We start from the raw sequence: 17,069 nt of genomic DNA, 5'->3' as shown, positions 1-17,069 counted from the left end.
TTGTAAAAAAATTACTTCCGCATATTTTGAATCTAATTATAATTAGAGATATTTTTAAGAGCTTAATTTATTTTTGTCTGCAGACTTTTCGGTCAATTTTTCAATAAACTTCAGTGTATATCTGTCGTATGTGCGCTGCATTTTATTTTTTATACAGGAGGGTTTTATGTCCAGAATTCCAGATACTTGACCTTTACTTTATAGGCGCCTATGGTTTTTATAGAGAAAGTGTAGAAAAAAATAAGGGTCTAGTGGCAAATTATCTTAGTGGAGGTATTAAAATTTTTCTTTACCTCTAAATCCGTTAGTTTTTGAGTTATATTCTGACTCATTGAATAATCCTTTACATCACTGAAACACTGTTTCTTTTTCTTTATTTCTTTCTTACCATTCTCTTCATATATCGTTTCTGCTTTTATCTTTGGTTGTTTCTCTTGATTGAGCAATCCCTTCTTTTCGATCTGTGAATTCTAAAAAGAGTGAAATTAGCTCAGGAATTATGCTCACTTGATGAGCACAATTCTGTAATCGGAGATAAGGTGGTGAGAAATGTCTCTTGACATCTGGTGAACCTAAGCGTAGCCTGAAATAGTTTTTTGTTTATTTATGACATTTGTTCAATCACTTAATAATCAATTAGATAGTTTACACTTATTAAAACATCCGTTTTACCAGTCATGGAATGAAGGTAGCTTAAGCATGCAGGCTTTACAAACCTATGCTAAGGAATATTATCACCATGTTGCTGCTTTTCCTCGTTATATCAGCGGTATACATTCTTTATGTTCAAGTCTAAAGATGCGGCAAGTTTTACTTGGTAATTTAATAGAGGAAGAACAAGGTGATGAGAATCACCCAGAATTATGGCAGCGTTTTGCTGAAGGGCTGGGAGTAGCAAGGCCTAATCTTTTTGAAGATGTACAGGTTAAGGAGACGCAAGAATTAGTTGATGGTTATTTTGACATTGTAAGATCAGGTTTTGCAGAAGGTCTTGGAGCTTTGTATGCTTACGAACGTCAAACTCCGGAAATTTCTAAGTCTAAAATCGAAGGCCTGAAAAAACACTATTCAATAAACGACGAACGTTCTCTCAAATTTTTTACCGTTCATATGGAAGCTGATGAGTGGCATTCTGAAGAATGTGCAAACCTTATTGCAGATTTAAGCGAAGAAGAGCAAGAGAAAGTCATGCAAGGTGCTAAAAAAGGAGCAAAACTCTTATGGGGTTTTCTTGATGGCATTAACGTTTGTCATTAATTATAAGTAGATACTAAATTCAGTGGTAGTATGTAATTTTCTTATATCTGATCTGCGGCTTTGGGTTCATTTAGGATGTAGCGCAGAAGAGAAGTTTTCTCCCCAATTGGTGAGTATTGATGTTGGTTTCACTTTTAAATCTCCTCCTTTAGGGCTTACAACTGATCAACTTAAAGATACTATTTGCTATTTGGAGGTAGTGCAGAACATTCAATCTCTCGTTCAGAGCAAGCAATTTAATTTAATCGAACATTTAACTCATGATATATACAGGGTGATTAACGACCTTTTGATGCAAAAAGAGCATATTATTTCTTCTGTCAGGGTAACTACTCACAAAACTGCACCACCAGTTCCTGGTGTACATGGGGGCGTTTTTTTTACTTACTGTAATGAATTGCAAGAATGATCTATATTTCTATTGGCTCAAACATAGGGAATCGCCTTTCCCATTTACAAAAGGCTACTGAGTTACTGAAGGAGCGCTATTTAAAAGACTTAAAGTCTTCGATCATTCTAGAAACTAAGGCTATTTTACCAAATGGTGCTCCACCTGATTGGGACAAGCCATTTCTCAACATGATTGTCTATGGAAGTTGTTCTTCTTCTCCTGAGGAGCTATTAAAAGGCTTAAAACAAATCGAATGTGACATTGGCCGTTCACAAGTCTATGAAAAATGGGCACCTCGCATTATTGATTTGGATATTTTGTTATGGGGTGACTTAACGCTCGACACACCTGACCTTAAAATTCCTCACCCAGAATTGGTAAATAGACCATTTTTGCTCCACTTGATGGCAATAGTTAACAAAACATTTGCTTCTAATGTTCAAAACTGTTTTTCAAAAAGTTTTACGCTCTCACCAAAGCTTATGGGTATTGTCAACATTACCCCTGATTCATTTTCAGATGGTGGTCTTTATTATGATGCAGATCGAGCAACCAAGCAGGCATTGCAACTGGTATCAGATGGTGCAAGCATAGTTGATCTTGGGGCTCAATCAACAAGACCTGGAGCTTCAATACAGACGCCAGAGAAAGAGTATGCACGTCTAAAGCCAGTACTTGATAATCTTAGTGATTATATGAAAGCTGGTGATATTAAAGTCAGCATTGATAGTTTTTGGCCAGACGTTATTTTAAACGTTTTGAAGCACTACAACATTGCCTGGGTAAACGATCAGAAGGGAGATCTGAATGACCATACTCTAAAAGCAATTGCTAGCAGTGGATGTAGTATCGTTATTATGCATTCACTCTCCATACCACCACATAAGGACAACATTATTCCACATGACACTGACTCAATTGATATCATGAATAATTGGGCAGAGAAGAACATTAACAGACTACTAGGCCTGGGTTTTGATGAAAATTCAATAATTATTGACCCCGGTATTGGTTTTGGCAAATCTATGTATCAGAATATTCAGATTTTACGCAGTATAGAAACGTTACAAAATTTTGGCTGCAAGGTTTTAGTTGGCCATTCCAGAAAGTCATTTATTTCTTCTTTTTCCACAGAACCTGCCTCTAATAGAGATTTAGAAACAATTGCTACATCAGCTATACTACAAAATAAGGTTGATTTCCTTCGAGTGCATAATGTGCGTGATCACATGCGATTTTTTGTAGCCCAAACTGTCTTACAGGAATGAAGATTATTGGAATTATGGCTGTTGACCCTCATGGGGTAATTGGAATAAATAATGATTTGCCTTGGCATTATCCAAGTGAGTTCAAACATTTTTGTCAAGTGACTGACAAACAAATTATTGTGATGGGAAGAAAGACATTTGAAACTATACCTAAAAGCATATTAAAGAATCGTACACCTATTGTTTTCTCTCGTAACAAGTGTTTTAATAGAGGCCCAAAATGTACTGTCGTTTCTTCTATGCAAGAGTTTCTGTTGATTAAAAGTAGTTCTCAAATTTTTGTGATTGGTGGAGCGCAGATAGTACATCTTTTTTTAGAGCATAACCTAATCTCAGAATTTATTATGACTGAAATTCATAAAACTTATAAAGGTGATACGTATTTCAATTTAACACTCCTTGATGGATGGAATAAAACTATTCTTACCAAAACACAAGATTATACTATATGCAAATTATTGAAGTAACTTATCGTATTGAAAGCATTTTGCATAACTGGAATTCGAAGAGTTCCAGCGCGTGACCAGATTTTCTTATTGGATCCCAGACTGGGATGACATCTCTTTACGGATAATGTTCGTACAGCTGTGTGTCAAGCACTGGAATGACACCTATCTTGGGCTCCTTTAGCCATAAATATTAAGGAATTTACCAAATAAAAAAAGGCAAAAGAAACCCCGTGTTAGCTAGTTGTCACTCTCTAATCCTGCAAATTGGCGTACTATACTGTCTTAAACGACTTATAAGCGCGTTTCAGCTTATATAGGTAAAAACCCAGAAATGTTGTGAAGACATAAGGTGCACATAGTGCAAAAAATTAAAAATAAGACGCCAACTACGTTGTTTTCTTGCTGTTTAACCTGCACAAATGAAGATAACTGAATACCTTCAGTTTCATGGTAAGGGGGCTGGAGAGGTTTGTCAAGTAAGTTTTTTGTTTCTATTCCCAATAAAAGTTTGTTATATGGTTATGCAAGAAGTCTATTATAAATGAAATGAATGTGAAAAATATCTTATTAGCGCTTTTAGTACAAACGGTATTCAGTTTGCCGCTATTTGCAGCTGATCCTGTTTTGCTCAACTGCATTGAAACTCCAGAAATATATGACCTTGATGCAAGGCCAAAAAATTTTAGCTCTTCAAACAATTTAAGAAGGAAACCTGGTTCTCCAAATAGTGCAACAGGAGAATTAATACACATAGTGGGTAGAATTACTGATATAAACTGTTTACCAATACAAAATGCTGTAGTTTCTATATGGCACGCGAATTCACGCGGCGTGAACCATTACGATAAGAATATAGAGGATGATCCGAATTTTGCTGGATCAGGAAGGTTTGTAGTGAATAATCTTGGCTATTATAATTTTATTACGATAGCACCTGGTAAAATTGGTGATAGAGCTCCACATATTAACTTTCTAGTTCAACATCCAGATTTTCCAGAATTCACAACGCAAATGTTTTTTGCTGACCATAATTGCGATAATTGTGCTGATCCTGTTCTTGAAGATTTTGTTAGTAACGGGCTTGCAAGCCTTCTCATAACACCATTTACTTACAGTGATCAGGTCATAAAAACCTATATGTTTAACATTACCTTGGGCGGATATAATAAGTTCTCTAATAAAAGATAAAAACCCTTGCATGTAAGGGAGTCCATAGTAAACTTGAGTGTTATTGTACTTAGGATGTATATGAAAAATATCTTACTGATGTTTTTGCTATGTTTTATGTACAGTTTACAATTATTTGCAACGGAGATGCCAGCAATGAAAATAACAATTTCTAAAATTTCGCCCAATTTTAAAACAATAGTAATGGGTTTATTTGAGGATAACGAAACCGTAAATGATGGCGGGGTTTTGCAAGGAAAACAGATCATAGATAATATAAAGCAATTTAGCGATTTCAATGGAAGTTTTGGTGAATTTTTCTCTATTACTTTGCCAGAAGAAAAAAATGTCATAGTTATTGGGCTTGGGAAGAAGGATGAATGGAATGAAAATAAAGAATTAAATATTGGTGGTAAAATATATTGTGAGCTAAGCAGATTAAAAATCAAGAAAGCAGCGGTTTTAATCGAAGGTAGTGTAGCAAATGTTGCATATGGTGCATTTCTGCGTAGTTTTAAGTTTGATAAGTATAAAACTAAAAAGGATGAGAAAACTACAGAGGTAGAGGAGATTACCGTATTAGTAAAAGATGAGCAATTAAGTAATGCTGAAAGATCATTTGAGCACTTAAGACAAGAAGGTGAGAGTATATTCCTCGCGCGCTTTTTTATAACAGAGCCTCCTAACATTCTATATCCAGAATCTTATGCTGATCATATAAAAAAAGAACTTACTAAGCTTGGCCTTGAAATCGAAGTGCTTGATAAAAAGCAGATGGAAAAGAAAAAAATGGGAGCCTTGCTTGGAGTCGCACAAGGAAGTAGTAAAGAACCAAAATTAGTAGTGATAAAATGGAATGGGGCTGCTAAAGAACAAAAGCCAATTGCTTTTGTTGGTAAAGGTATAACGTTTGACACTGGTGGAGTATCACTCAAACCTTCACGTGGTATGGAGTCGATGAAATATGACATGGCAGGCTCTGCTACTGTGGTTGGGGTGATGAATGCTTTAGCAGGACGAAAAGCAAAAGTAAATGCGATCGGTGTGGTTGCACTTGCAGAAAATGCAGTAGGTGGTAATGCTCAAAGACCAAGTGATGTAGTAACTTCAATGTCTGGACAGACAATAGAAGTGTTGAACACCGATGCAGAAGGAAGGCTCATACTTGCAGATGCTTTATGGTATACACAAGACAGATTCTCACCAAAATTTATGATTGATCTTGCAACTTTAACTGGTGCTATAGTGGTTGCACTTGGAAATAACGAATATGCTGGTCTTTTTTCAAATAATGATGAATTAGCAAACCGTCTAATCGATTCAGGAAATGAAGTAAATGAGAAGTTATGGCGTTTTCCTATGAATGAAACTTATGACAAAATTATTGATTCACCGATTGCTGATGTTCAAAACATCGCTCCTGCAGGCTCTGGTGGAGATAGCATAATGGCTGCACAGTTTTTACAGCGTTTTGTGAATGAAACTTGCTGGGCACATTTAGATATCGCAGGCACTGCTTGGCACGAAAAAGGTACTGACATTTGTCCAAGAGGAGCAGTAGGTTTTGGTGTAAGGTTACTTAATAAGTTGGTTAAAAAGTACTACGAAGCCAATGATTAAAGGTCTTTATACTGGATTTATGGCTTGGCTACATGAACGTTTATTTTCGAGGCGCAGCAAATGAAAGTAGCTGATACATATTTCTTTTTTTCTGGTCAAGCGCTGGAATGATATCAAGGGGTAACTTTTTATTTAAACAATAATTACAATAAGAGATCTATTGAAATTTTAAAGTTATTAAATATTGACGCTATATACTTAAGTGTTAAAATAAAATGAGAAGTTTTTAGGAGTTTATATGGCAGCAGGTGGGAAAGCAAAGACAGCTAGTAAAAATAACCCTACTCAGCGTAAGAAAGCCGAGCAAAAAATGTATAAAGATAAACCGGTAAAACCTGTTAGATATATAGATCGTGACTCGCGCATGAATTATATGTCTGCTCAATATGACAACGGCAATCTGGTTGAAGATGAGATAAGCGGCAATCCTATAAAGTGGGAAGCTGTATAATAGTTGTGGTTAAAGTTACTATTAATTCTAAGGAATGTGAAGTAGAGTATGGGCTCACTATAATTCAAGCTTGTGAAGTCGTGGGCGTTGAAATTCCACGTTTTTGTTATCATGAGCGTTTAGCAATTGCTGGTAACTGCAGAATGTGTTTGGTTGAAGTCGAGGGTGGACCTCCAAAACCAGTAGCCTCTTGTGCAATGCCAGTTACAGAAGGGATGGTTATTCACACTGATACCCCTAAGGTTAAAAAAGCACGTGAAGGTGTGCTTGAGTTTTTGCTAATTAACCACCCGCTTGATTGCCCAATTTGCGATCAAGGTGGTGAATGCGATTTGCAAGATATCACGATGACTTATGGGAAAGGAAACAGCAGACTTGATGAGCATAAGAGGGCTGTGCAAAAAAAACACTTCGGACCACTGATTGAGACTGCGATGAATCGATGCATTCATTGCACTCGGTGTGTTAGATTTTTGTCTGATATTGCAGGTACAAATGAACTTGGAGGAATCGGAAGGGGAGAAAATGTAGAGATTAGCACTTACATAAAAAGGCATATTAGTTCTGAATTATCTGGAAATATCATAGATCTCTGCCCGGTAGGGGCTTTAACTTCAAAGCCTTACTCCTTTACAGCGCGTCCATGGGAGCTATCACATTGTGAGACTATAGATGTGCTAGATGCTGTGGGAAGTAGCATTAGAGTTGATTATCGTGGCCTGGAAGTTATGCGAATATTACCAAGGCTGAGCGAAGAGGTAAACGAAGAATGGATATCAGATAAAACCCGCTTTGCCTACGATGGACTAAAAGTTCAGCGTCTTGATCGACCTTATGTAAAAAAAGATGGTAAATTAGCCCCAGTTGATTGGAATGAAGCATTAACTATTGCTGCAAAGAAATTAAAGAATACAAAATCAAATAAAATAGCTGCAATTGCAGGTGATTTAGCAGATTGTGAGTCTATGCTTCTACTCAAAGAAGTGATGCAGAAGCTCGGCTCGGGGAATATAGACTGCAGGCAAGATGGTGCAAAGCTTATACCAAGTAATCGTGGGTCATATGTGTTCAATACCACTATTGAAGGTATAGAAAATGCAGATTTGTGCCTGCTTATAAATACAAATCCAAGGATAGAAGCACCAATCATTAATGCAAGATTGAGAAAGAGATATTTACAAAGTGGCTTCACTATTGCAAGTGTTGCTCCTAATATTGAATATCTATATAATGTTGAAAGATTAGGTGATGACCCAAACATTCTAAACGAAATAGCAGAGGGAAATCATAAATTCTGTGAGTTACTGAGTGCGGCTCAGAATCCTATGCTAATTATCGGTCAAGATGCGTTGATAAGAGACGATTCTGAATCAGTTCTAGTTCTAGCTGGCAAAATTGCAGAAAAATTTAACATGGTCAGGGATGACTGGAATGGCTTTAATGTGCTGCATAAAGCTGCAGCAAGAGTTGGTGGGCTAGATATTGGGTTTGTTCCTAAAAAAGGTGAAAGGGATATTAATCAAATATTGCAATATGCAGAAAGTGGTGAAATAGAAGTTGTCTATCTTCTTGGTGCAGATGAAATTGATATATCAAAATTAGAAAATACATTCGTAATTTATCAAGGTCATCATGGTGATAAGGGTGCACATGTAGCAGATGTTATCTTGCCTGGTGCTGCATATACAGAAAAATGTGCAACTTATGTAAACACTGAAGGTCGAGTGCAAAGAACAAATTTAGCTGTCTTTCCTCCTGGTGAAGCAAAGGAAGATTGGTTGATTATTAAAAATTTATCCCAATATTTGGGCCTTTCCTTATTATACGATAGTTTATTTTATGTGAGGAAGAAATTAGACGCTATTGGCCCACAATTTAGAAATGCTGACCAAGTAGTAAAAAATAAATGGGTATCAATTGCCTGTGATGAGATCAAATTAAGCAATATCCCTTTCACTCTAAAAAATTGTAATTTTTATATGACGGATTCAATAAGTCGCGCTTCAAAAATAATGGCAGATTGTACTAAAGCTTTTTATGAACACGCTAGTTAATATTTTATTTATTTTAGTACCGCTACTACTTTCAGTTGCATATTTGACATACTTTGAGCGTAAGGTCCTTGCTGCAATTCAACTGAGGCACGGTCCAAGTGTAGTTGGACCTTTTGGGCTATTGCAGCCATTTGCAGATGCTATTAAGCTACTGATTAAAGAGCCGATAATACCATTTAGAGCGAGCACCATACTGTTCATTATGGCTCCAATGCTTACCTTTATCTTGGCATTAATTGCCTGGGCAGTTATACCGTTTGGTGCTGAAGTAATTGTAGAAAATGGCCAACAAGTAGTGATTCCTAAGGTTATAGCAAATATTAATGTTGGAGTGCTTTATGTGCTAGCTATATCGTCGTTGGGAGTATACGGCGTAATTATTGCAGGCTGGTCAAGCAACTCCAATTATGCATTCCTTGGCGCTATACGGTCGGCTGCTCAGATGATTTCATATGAAGTTTCAATAGGCTTAATAGTTGCTACAGTTATTGTTACAACTGGTACGTTGAACCTTGGAGAGATGGTGGTAGCGAAACACAATATGCCATTTTGGGTTGATTTACTACTAATGCCTATAGGAATAATATTTTTTATTTCTTTGCTTGCAGAAACTAATCGTCACCCATTTGATTTACCAGAAGCTGAAGCAGAGCTTGTCTCTGGATATAACGTTGAATATTCATCCATGCCTTTTGCCCTCTTTTTTCTTGGAGAATATGCAAATATGATTCTAGCAAGTGCTATGATGACGATATTCTTTCTAGGAGGATGGTATCCGCCGCTGGAGTTCAGTTTACTTTACAAAATTCCAGGTTTAATTTGGTTCGTTTTGAAGATAGTTATACTTTTATTCATATTTATTTGGATTAGAGCAACAATACCTCGTTATCGATATGATCAGCTAATGCGCCTTGGTTGGAAAGTATTTCTACCAATATCAGTGTTTTGGGTGATACTCATTTCAGGGGTGTTGCTCTTTACTGGGAATTTACCAGAATCCAATGTTTAATTTTCCAAATACAAGATTAAGACGCAGGCGCTCGAGCAAATGGGTTCGCAATTTAACAGGTGAAAATAGTTTATCAGTAAATGATCTGGTTCTTCCTCTGTTTGTTCACGACAGAGAAGAAACAACTGAACCAATTTCTGGCTTACCAGGCATAAAGTGTTATTCAATAGATGAATTAGTGTCTATAGTTAAGGAAGCTAAAGATTTAGGAATTAATGCTGTTGCAATTTTTCCTGTAGTTGATAGTAAACTAAAATCTGAAAACGCTGAGGGAGCATATAATTCTGACAACTTAATCTGCAAAGCAATTTGTGCTGTAAAATTAAAGGTACCTGAAATTGGTATTATTGCAGATGTTGCATTGGATCCATACACTATTCACGGCCATGACGGCATTTTAAAAGGCAATCAGGTGGATGTAGAAAATGATGAAACTGTATCAGCATTGTGTAAGCAAGCGCTTGCTCTAGCGAAAGCAGGATGTGATATAGTTGCTCCTTCTGATATGATGGATGGTAGAATAGGAAGAATCAGAAAATCATTAGATGATAACAACTTTCAAGACTTATTAATATTATCTTATGCGGTGAAATATTGCTCTAGCTTCTATGCTCCATTCAGGCAAGTCGTTGGTTCATGCGGGCTATCACATTCTATAGACAAAAGTGGTTATCAAATGGATTATAAAAATGCACACGAAGCAATGTGCGAAATTGAAATGGATATAAATGAAGGTGCAGATTTTGTTATGATTAAACCAGGTATGCCATATTTGGATATTATTAAAACAGCAAGTGATAAGTTTAATTTTCCGATTTTTGCTTACCAAGTAAGCGGTGAGTACGCAATGATAAAAGCTGCTGCAAATAATGGCTGGCTAGATTATGAAAAGGTGATTTATGAATCTTTGATTGGTTTTAAACGTGCGGGTGCAAGTGCAATATTCACTTACGCTGCACTTGATGTTGCAAAAAATTTGGTATCTGCTTAGCAGTGTGGGACATTTAAATAGGCAGTTGGCTGAAGCTACTTGACAAACCTCGCTATTTTCCTTACCATGAAAGTGAAGCTATATTATTTAACTTTCCAGTCTGTGCAGATTAAAATGACAAGAAGACTTGTATTTGGTGTACTATTTTTGCACTATGTGCATACTATGTCTTTATAAAAATTTTGGGTTTTTCCCTACACAAGCTGAAAAACGCTGTTTAAGACATCACCCAACGTCAAATTTTAAAATAAAGAGTGAGCTACTCCGGGGATTCTTTGCCTTTTTTTAATTAGTAGATTTATTAAATATTTATAGCTCACATGAAACAATAAATGGCGTCATCCAGATTTGACACTGACTGTCATAAAGGCTTGCATGACACTCGTTTCAGCAGACAACGTTCGCACAAAATTCCCTATTTCAAATCTTAATTTTCAACTTAAAGAGGTACATAATGTCAAATAACTTCAATTTTAAAGAATTTTTTCACCATTGTGAAGCAAATAGTATAGCCTTTCTTATAATAGTCCGAACAGGGTAAGATATGTGTTTATACCTATAGTAGGCTAGTAGCATATTATGATCTGTTCGGATTATTGTGAAAAGAGCTATACTTTAGATGATATACAACGGTACTGTATACTGTGGCAATCAGTGATAGCACAGGCAATGGCTGATGCAGCAAGTATAGCTCTTTTCATAATAGTACAAACGAGGTAAAATAAGATTTTATAGTAGTGAAGGTAAGTATGCCAGCAGCATATAGTTATGATTTAAGAAAAAAAGCAATGGAATCACTAGAAGAAGGATAAAGCAGAGAAGCAGTGGCAGCAGGATTTAAAATTGGAAGAACTACGTTATGGGAGTGGCAGCAAAGAAAAAAAGAAACAGGAGATTTTCAGTCAAAAAAACTTGGAAATGGAGGTTATAATCACAAAATTACTGACTGGAATAAATTTACTGAATTTGCTAAAAAATATGGTGGAAAAACTCTATCGGAAATGGCTAAGCTTTGGAGCAATGTTAGTATCCCAACGATTCATCGAGCTCTTAAAAAAATTGGACTCACACGCAAAAAAAGACATATGGATACAAAGAAAGGGACGAAGAAAAACGCGCTGAATTTTTGAAAATTATAGCAACAAAAGAACCTCAAAACTTAGTTTATATAGATGAGTCTGGCATTGATAACACCGAGGACTACCCTTATGGATATTGCCAGAAGGGACAGAGGTTTTATGCTCTAAAATCTGGTAAAAAAATTCAACGAATCAGTATGATTGCAGCCTTAAACGGCAGAAAAATAGTTGTTCCGTTAACATTTGAAGGCCACTGTAATATGTTAATAAATGGTTTGAGCAGTTTTTGACACCGATCTGGACAAACTTTGATAATGCTACTTTTCATAAGTCTAATAAGATTACTGAATTTGCTAAAGGAGTTGGCGCAGAAATTTTATATCTACCGCCTTATTCTCCCGATTTTAACAAAATTGAGCATCATTGGTTTGCTATAAAAAACAGAGCTAGGAAAAACATCCCTCTATTCACATCTTTTCGTCATGCTGTTGATTCCGCTTTTCTATAAGCTTTTCGGACTATTATGAAAAGAGCTATAACTTGCACTTTTCAGACTCCCTTTTCTTAAAAATTCACCCTAGTATTTACCATAATTATCAATCGCTTCAAATTTTTTGTCCAATCTTAACTTCTCTTTCCCTTAACTTAATGGCAGTGAAGGCAATCTATCCCACACCTCAGCTACATCCTCACTAAACTCTATTATCTCTGTTTTTTTGAACTGGTAACATTTGTTAATAGATTGAATTCCTAAATTTCCTATAAAAGGAGTGGCGTCATTACCTAAAATTTTACCACTGCGGCAGATTATCAGCCTGTCTATTAAACTATGCTTTAATAGTTCTGTAATTAACACTCCTCCACCTTCAACTAATAATCTTGTTATACCAATTTTTGAAACAAGTTTTGATACCATGTCTTTTAGGCAGACTTTGCCGATAACATCATGTTCCGATGTCATTCCAGCGCGTGACCAGTTTTCATTATGCAATTGCTTGAAGTTTTCTGGATCCCAGTGTCTGGGCACTGGGATGACAGGAGAAGGCATTGGAATGACAGGAGAGTGTGTTGGGGTAACATCTGGAATAACAGGAGGTTTGTGATTTGAATTGACTATCAAATAATTAATGTTTTTTATTTTTTTCTCTATTTCTCTGTTTGTAATCACCCAAGTTGTTATTTTGTCTGCAGTCTTTGCAATATTATGCTCTTCCTTCAATTTCCCTTGGCTATCGATAATTAGCCTTATTGGCGACCTTTCTTCGAGTCCTGGTAATCTGCAAGTTAAGAGTGGATCGTCATTGATAAGGGTACTACTGCCAATCATAATTGCATCATATTTTGCTCTGAGCTCATGTACCCAATTTCTTGTATCTTCGCTTGTTATCCATTTGCTATCACCTGTAAATGTTGCGATTTTTCCGTCAAGAGTTGTTGCGATTTTGCAAGCTATAAATGGTCTATGGAGTTTCTTACTGGTAAAAAAGCCAACATTTAGTTTCTCTGCTTCTTTCTGCATAATCCCTTGTTTTACTTCAATTCCTGCATCTGCTAAAGCTTTTATCCCTCTACCTGAAACCCTACTATCTGGATCAATTGTTGCAATCACCACCATTTTTATTCCAGATCTTATGATTTCCGTAGTGCAAGGCTCTGTAACTCCAAAGTGGCAACATGGCTCAAGAGTGACGTACATAGTTGCACCATGAGTTAAGTCTTGAGCATTTTGCAAAGCAACTACTTCTGCATGTGGACGTCCACCGATTCCTGTGTAGCCTTCACCGATCACCATACCGTTTTTTACAATGATACACCCAACAGCGGGATTTGGTGCAACACTTCCAAGACTTTTTTCTGCAAGTTTTAATGCGATCGACATGAAATAATCGTCGGTCATTAGAAAGAAGTCATTTCGTATGAGGTATCAAAAATTCTTCTGTGCTCGTGTATGGCAAATCTATCTGTCATACCTGAGATATAATCACATATTATTACTGAACGCTGAGATTCATAAGCAAGCTTGTTCCATTCTATAGGTAATAACCCTGGGTTTTCATAAAAACATTGAAAAAGCTCCTGTACTATACGTTTTGCTTTGCTCATTGTTCTATTCAATTTATAGCTTCTGTATATTTTTTCCATGTTAAATTTTTTCATCTCTTTTGTGGCATTTGCAACTTCTGGTGAAAATGTGACTAGCATTTTATTTAGACCTCTTACATCTTCTACGCTTTTTATTTTGTAGTCTTTAATATTTTTTTCAGTCTGAAAAACGACATCATTTATCATAATTCCTATAGCTCTACTCAGTGATTCATGTATGAGTTTGCTTTGGGCCAATTCTGAATATTCACTCCTTACGTCTTTAAACATTGTGCCAATTAAAGGAACATCAAGCAAATCTTCGATGGTTACTAAATTTGCTCTGAGTGCATCATCAAGGTCGTGAACACTGTAAGCAATATCATCGGCAATTGAAGCAACTTGTGCTTCAATGCTTGAAAATTCTTCAAGCTTTAGATCATATTTTTCATTGTATTCTAATAACAGCTGATTATTTGTGTGGGATACCGTATTTTGACCAAGTAAAGGACCGTTATGCTTTGCAACACCTTCAATCACTTCCCAACTTAGATTCATGCCATTAAAGTCAGCATGTTTTTGCTCGAGATAAGTTAAAATCCTTATAGCTTGAACGTTATGATCAAACTTATACTTCTCGTTATCAACTTGAACTAGAGCATCCTCACCTGCGTGACCAAATGGAGGATGACCAAGGTCATGTGCAAGCGCTATGCATTCAGTAATGTCCTCATCTAGGCTGAGCCTGCGTGCGATGGATCTTGCAATCTGCGCAACTTCAAGGCTATGAGTTAGCCGAGTGCGATAGTAGTCATGCTCATAATTGATAAAAACTTGTGTTTTGTATCCTAATTTCCTAAATGCATTAGAATGAATAATGCGGTCCCTATCACGCTGAAAACAGCTGCGATTTTCGTCTTCTGGCTCTTTGAAATTTCTTCCTTTTGTTTTATTTGGAAAGCACGCGTAACTTAATAGAAAATTATTGTTTGACATGTAAAATTTCTAGTATAATAAGTTATCAATAATGAACGGTGATTGTTATGTCAACAGATTACAATATTAACTTAACTGACAATGCGTTAAGGAAAATCTACTCCCTTGTAGAACAGGAAGGAGATGAGAGTTCTGTTTTGCGGGTTGCAGTGTCAGGTGGTGGATGTTCTGGCTTCAAGTATAATTTTCTTATGGATAAAGTAAATAAGAAGATGTCTTTGGATGACGAAGATGATGATGAATTTGATGACGAAGACGACGATTATGAAGACAGTGAGGACTATAGAATTCACTCCAGCTTTAGCACAAGTGGTAAAGATATAATAGTTAATGATGAAAATGGGAACCCTGTGTTAATGGTTGATAATTGTTCAGCAAAATTTTTAAATAACTCAACTATAGATTATACTGAGGATCTAAGTGGTTCTGGTTTTCAAATCAAGAACGCTCTCGCTAAGTCTCGATGTGGGTGTGGTAACAGTTTCTCGGTTTAATTGCCTTTACTGGGTCTTTTTATAATATGGGTAGTGATGTAGCACTAGAGCTAGCTTCTGTGAGTAAGAGCTTCAAAAAAACTCCTGCTATTGTAAAAGATATCAACCTAAAGATTACAAGAGGGCAAGTAGTTGCATTGATTGGCAATTCAGGATCAGGAAAAACAACTGTATTGCAAATTGCAGGCCTGTTGGATGAGCCAACTTTAGGTGCAGTAACAATAGATGGAGTAAATTGCACGCAAGCCAGCAATAAATATAAAACTCATATAAGAAGAAATTTTCTTAGCTTTGTTTATCAATTTCACTATTTATTACAAGAGTTATCAGTATTGGAAAACGTTATGCTTCCTCAGCTTGTTGCAAAAAGGAGCAAAGCTGAAGCAAAAAAAAAATCGCAAGCAATATTGGAAAAATTTGGTCTGGAAAATAAAGCAAGTAGTATGGTATCTGAAATTTCTGGTGGAGAAAGGCAGAGGGTCGCAATTGCAAGAAGCATTGTAAACTCTCCAAAGCTTTTACTTGCAGATGAGCCAACAGGAAATTTAGACCCAACAAATTCTTTGAATATATTTTTGCTGTTGCATTCGTATGTAAAGGAAAATAATAGTTCTATGCTTATAGTGACACACAATTATCTTCTTGCAGAAAAAGCAGATCACATTTTCCAGTTAAGTAATGGATCATTAATGAAGCTGTGAATGGAAGAAGCAATACAATACAAACTACCTATACCTTATACTTATTTAACCAATGATCATTAACAGAATATAACTCGCACGAAATACTTTCATTGCTTTTTATACACGGACTCATTAACTTACGCTGTTTGCTTAGAAAACATCCTGACAACATAAACATTGCTAAAACGAGAAATAATAATTGCTTAAGCATAACAAGACCTTTTTTATTTATATTAATACATTCATTTCTCTCATTTGTAAAGTTAGGCATATTCTTTTACTCTTACCTCTTTTTTAGCTTTCTTGGAAGAAGTAGCTGCACTGTTTAAGCGTAGTTTTATATAGTTATCTATAATTTGAACTACTTCCTCTTCTTTATCCCTCAAAAAGTGATTAGTATTGTCTACTATGTAGTATTCCATATGGTCACTTTTTATCGAGTTTATTAACCTTTGTGCTAATTCTGTTACATCGCCTTCTTCTGAAATTGTATCATTATTGCTTTGTATTATAAGTCCAGGGACTGGACAGGGAGAGAGAAAAGAGAAATCGTATTTAGTTGCTGGAAGAGAAAGGGCAACAAAACTTACTATCTCTGGACGGCGCATTGTCAACTGCATAGCTACCCATGCTCCAAAAGAAAAACCGACTACCCAAATTGGAACGTTGTTAGAGTTATGCTCCTGAAGCCAATCAATAGCTACTGCAGCATCAGTTAATTCTCCTATACCCTTATCAAAAGTTCCGGTAGATTTTCCGACGCCACGAAAATTAATTGTCAATGCAGAAAAGTTATTATCGATAAAGGATTCATATATACTATGTATAATCTTACTATCCATACTACCACCATATTGGGGATGGTGGTGTAAAATTAGTACAACCGGTGCATTAGTATCTTTGCTTTGATGGTATCTACCTTCTATCTTTTTTGTTGAATTATTTAAAAAGACTTCTACCATTATGACTCCTCATAAGAACCTGTTTTGACAGGCATTGATAATCTAAATTACTTATTAATTATGTATTAATCTCGCTGTCTTTGCAATAAATTTTTTATCGTGTTAAAGTTAATGTA

16 protein-coding genes and 1 pseudogene are annotated in these 17,069 nt (G+C 36.0%); 13 read left to right on the top strand and 4 right to left on the bottom strand.

Annotated features, from left to right (window positions below; all coding sequences use genetic code 11):
* Positions 1-248: 248 nt before the first annotated feature.
* Positions 249-446 (bottom strand): hypothetical protein, encoded by a 198-nt coding sequence (locus ABLO99_RS07475; RefSeq protein WP_349967453.1) that lies wholly within the window; start codon positions 444-446, stop codon positions 249-251.
* Positions 447-606: 160 nt separating this feature from the next.
* Between ABLO99_RS07475 and ABLO99_RS07470 the strand changes: the two genes are divergently transcribed.
* The 11 genes and pseudogenes from ABLO99_RS07470 to ABLO99_RS07420 all read left to right on the top strand — a co-directional run bounded on the left by ABLO99_RS07470 (position 607) and on the right by ABLO99_RS07420 (position 12,244).
* Positions 607-1,257 carry a CADD family putative folate metabolism protein gene (locus ABLO99_RS07470; RefSeq protein WP_047759748.1) on the top strand — a complete coding sequence of 217 codons (651 nt, stop codon included), beginning with the start codon at positions 607-609 and terminating at the stop codon, positions 1,255-1,257.
* A 22-nt stretch (positions 1,258-1,279) separates the two neighbouring features.
* A complete protein-coding gene (locus ABLO99_RS07465; protein WP_047759747.1) occupies positions 1,280-1,666 on the top strand; it encodes a dihydroneopterin aldolase in 387 nt (128 codons plus the stop codon).
* Positions 1,663-2,916: a dihydropteroate synthase gene (folP, locus tag ABLO99_RS07460; RefSeq protein WP_349967450.1), complete on the top strand. Its 1,254-nt coding sequence runs from the start codon at positions 1,663-1,665 to the stop codon at positions 2,914-2,916. Before ABLO99_RS07465 ends, folP begins: the two co-directional genes overlap by 4 nt.
* A complete protein-coding gene (locus ABLO99_RS07455) occupies positions 2,913-3,383 on the top strand; it encodes a dihydrofolate reductase (RefSeq protein WP_047759745.1) in 471 nt (156 codons plus the stop codon). The genes folP and ABLO99_RS07455 overlap by 4 nt, the downstream gene beginning before the upstream one ends.
* A 528-nt stretch (positions 3,384-3,911) precedes the next feature.
* Entirely contained in the window at positions 3,912-4,553 is a 642-nt protein-coding gene (locus ABLO99_RS07450) for a protocatechuate 3,4-dioxygenase (protein ID WP_047759744.1), read from the top strand.
* Positions 4,554-4,688: 135 nt separating this feature from the next.
* Complete coding sequence (locus ABLO99_RS07445) at positions 4,689-6,152, top strand: leucyl aminopeptidase (RefSeq protein WP_238580444.1); 1,464 nt, start codon at positions 4,689-4,691, stop codon at positions 6,150-6,152.
* Between the two features lie 238 nt (positions 6,153-6,390).
* On the top strand, positions 6,391-6,603 hold the full coding sequence (locus tag ABLO99_RS07440) for a hypothetical protein (protein ID WP_017532424.1): 213 nt from the start codon (positions 6,391-6,393) through the stop codon (positions 6,601-6,603).
* On the top strand, positions 6,588-8,657 hold the full coding sequence (nuoG, locus tag ABLO99_RS07435; protein WP_349967448.1) for an NADH-quinone oxidoreductase subunit NuoG: 2,070 nt from the start codon (positions 6,588-6,590) through the stop codon (positions 8,655-8,657). Before ABLO99_RS07440 ends, nuoG begins: the two co-directional genes overlap by 16 nt.
* The gene (gene nuoH, locus ABLO99_RS07430) at positions 8,641-9,666 is read left to right on the top strand and encodes an NADH-quinone oxidoreductase subunit NuoH (protein ID WP_047759742.1); all 1,026 of its coding nucleotides are present in this window, start codon (positions 8,641-8,643) and stop codon (positions 9,664-9,666) included. Before nuoG ends, nuoH begins: the two co-directional genes overlap by 17 nt.
* Positions 9,659-10,657 (top strand): porphobilinogen synthase, encoded by a 999-nt coding sequence (hemB, locus tag ABLO99_RS07425; RefSeq protein WP_349967446.1) that lies wholly within the window; start codon positions 9,659-9,661, stop codon positions 10,655-10,657. The genes nuoH and hemB overlap by 8 nt, the downstream gene beginning before the upstream one ends.
* 749 nt (positions 10,658-11,406) lie before the next feature.
* Positions 11,407-12,244, top strand: a pseudogene (locus ABLO99_RS07420) (IS630 family transposase).
* Positions 12,245-12,376: 132 nt separating this feature from the next.
* Here the strand turns inward: ABLO99_RS07420 and ribD are convergent.
* Entirely contained in the window at positions 12,377-13,633 is a 1,257-nt protein-coding gene (gene ribD / locus ABLO99_RS07415) for a bifunctional diaminohydroxyphosphoribosylaminopyrimidine deaminase/5-amino-6-(5-phosphoribosylamino)uracil reductase RibD (RefSeq protein ID WP_349967444.1), read from the bottom strand.
* Entirely contained in the window at positions 13,633-14,814 is a 1,182-nt protein-coding gene (locus tag ABLO99_RS07410) for a deoxyguanosinetriphosphate triphosphohydrolase (RefSeq protein WP_349967441.1), read from the bottom strand. Before ABLO99_RS07410 ends, ribD begins: the two co-directional genes overlap by 1 nt.
* Before the next feature lie 47 nt (positions 14,815-14,861).
* Here ABLO99_RS07410 and ABLO99_RS07405 point away from each other — a divergent pair, with 47 nt between their 5' ends.
* Both ABLO99_RS07405 and ABLO99_RS07400 read left to right on the top strand, forming a co-directional pair.
* Positions 14,862-15,308: a heme biosynthesis protein HemY gene (locus ABLO99_RS07405; protein WP_349967440.1), complete on the top strand. Its 447-nt coding sequence runs from the start codon at positions 14,862-14,864 to the stop codon at positions 15,306-15,308.
* A gap of 26 nt (positions 15,309-15,334) precedes the next feature.
* The gene (locus tag ABLO99_RS07400) at positions 15,335-16,009 is read left to right on the top strand and encodes an ABC transporter ATP-binding protein (protein ID WP_349967439.1); all 675 of its coding nucleotides are present in this window, start codon (positions 15,335-15,337) and stop codon (positions 16,007-16,009) included.
* Positions 16,010-16,254: 245 nt separating this feature from the next.
* Here the strand turns inward: ABLO99_RS07400 and ABLO99_RS07395 are convergent, their stop codons facing one another.
* The gene (locus tag ABLO99_RS07395) at positions 16,255-16,953 is read right to left on the bottom strand and encodes an alpha/beta hydrolase (protein WP_047759215.1); all 699 of its coding nucleotides are present in this window, start codon (positions 16,951-16,953) and stop codon (positions 16,255-16,257) included.
* Positions 16,954-17,069: the final 116 nt, after the last annotated feature.

The sequence above is a fragment of the Wolbachia endosymbiont of Armadillidium arcangelii genome (assembly GCF_040207875.1).
Classification (GTDB): domain Bacteria; phylum Pseudomonadota; class Alphaproteobacteria; order Rickettsiales; family Anaplasmataceae; genus Wolbachia.
The sequence above is the reverse complement of the archived record's forward strand: the minus strand, read 5'-3'. Positions and strand labels throughout refer to the sequence as shown.

What these genes read in the sequence shown, in the direction of transcription:
- ABLO99_RS07470 (WP_047759748.1), top strand. Translation starts at nt 607, where the DNA reads ATGACATTTGTTCAATCACTTAATAATCAATTAGATAGTTTACACTTA.
- folP (WP_349967450.1), top strand. Translation starts at nt 1,663, where the DNA reads ATGATCTATATTTCTATTGGCTCAAACATAGGGAATCGCCTTTCCCAT.
- ABLO99_RS07455 (WP_047759745.1), top strand. Translation starts at nt 2,913, where the DNA reads ATGAAGATTATTGGAATTATGGCTGTTGACCCTCATGGGGTAATTGGA.
- ABLO99_RS07450 (WP_047759744.1), top strand. Translation starts at nt 3,912, where the DNA reads ATGAATGTGAAAAATATCTTATTAGCGCTTTTAGTACAAACGGTATTC.
- ABLO99_RS07445 (WP_238580444.1), top strand. Translation starts at nt 4,689, where the DNA reads ATGAAAATAACAATTTCTAAAATTTCGCCCAATTTTAAAACAATAGTA.
- ABLO99_RS07440 (WP_017532424.1), top strand. Translation starts at nt 6,391, where the DNA reads ATGGCAGCAGGTGGGAAAGCAAAGACAGCTAGTAAAAATAACCCTACT.
- nuoH (WP_047759742.1), top strand. Translation starts at nt 8,641, where the DNA reads ATGAACACGCTAGTTAATATTTTATTTATTTTAGTACCGCTACTACTT.
- hemB (WP_349967446.1), top strand. Translation starts at nt 9,659, where the DNA reads ATGTTTAATTTTCCAAATACAAGATTAAGACGCAGGCGCTCGAGCAAA.
- ribD (WP_349967444.1), bottom strand. Translation starts at nt 13,633, where the DNA reads ATGACCGACGATTATTTCATGTCGATCGCATTAAAACTTGCAGAAAAA.
- ABLO99_RS07410 (WP_349967441.1), bottom strand. Translation starts at nt 14,814, where the DNA reads ATGTCAAACAATAATTTTCTATTAAGTTACGCGTGCTTTCCAAATAAA.
- ABLO99_RS07405 (WP_349967440.1), top strand. Translation starts at nt 14,862, where the DNA reads ATGTCAACAGATTACAATATTAACTTAACTGACAATGCGTTAAGGAAA.
- ABLO99_RS07400 (WP_349967439.1), top strand. Translation starts at nt 15,335, where the DNA reads ATGGGTAGTGATGTAGCACTAGAGCTAGCTTCTGTGAGTAAGAGCTTC.
- ABLO99_RS07395 (WP_047759215.1), bottom strand. Translation starts at nt 16,953, where the DNA reads ATGGTAGAAGTCTTTTTAAATAATTCAACAAAAAAGATAGAAGGTAGA.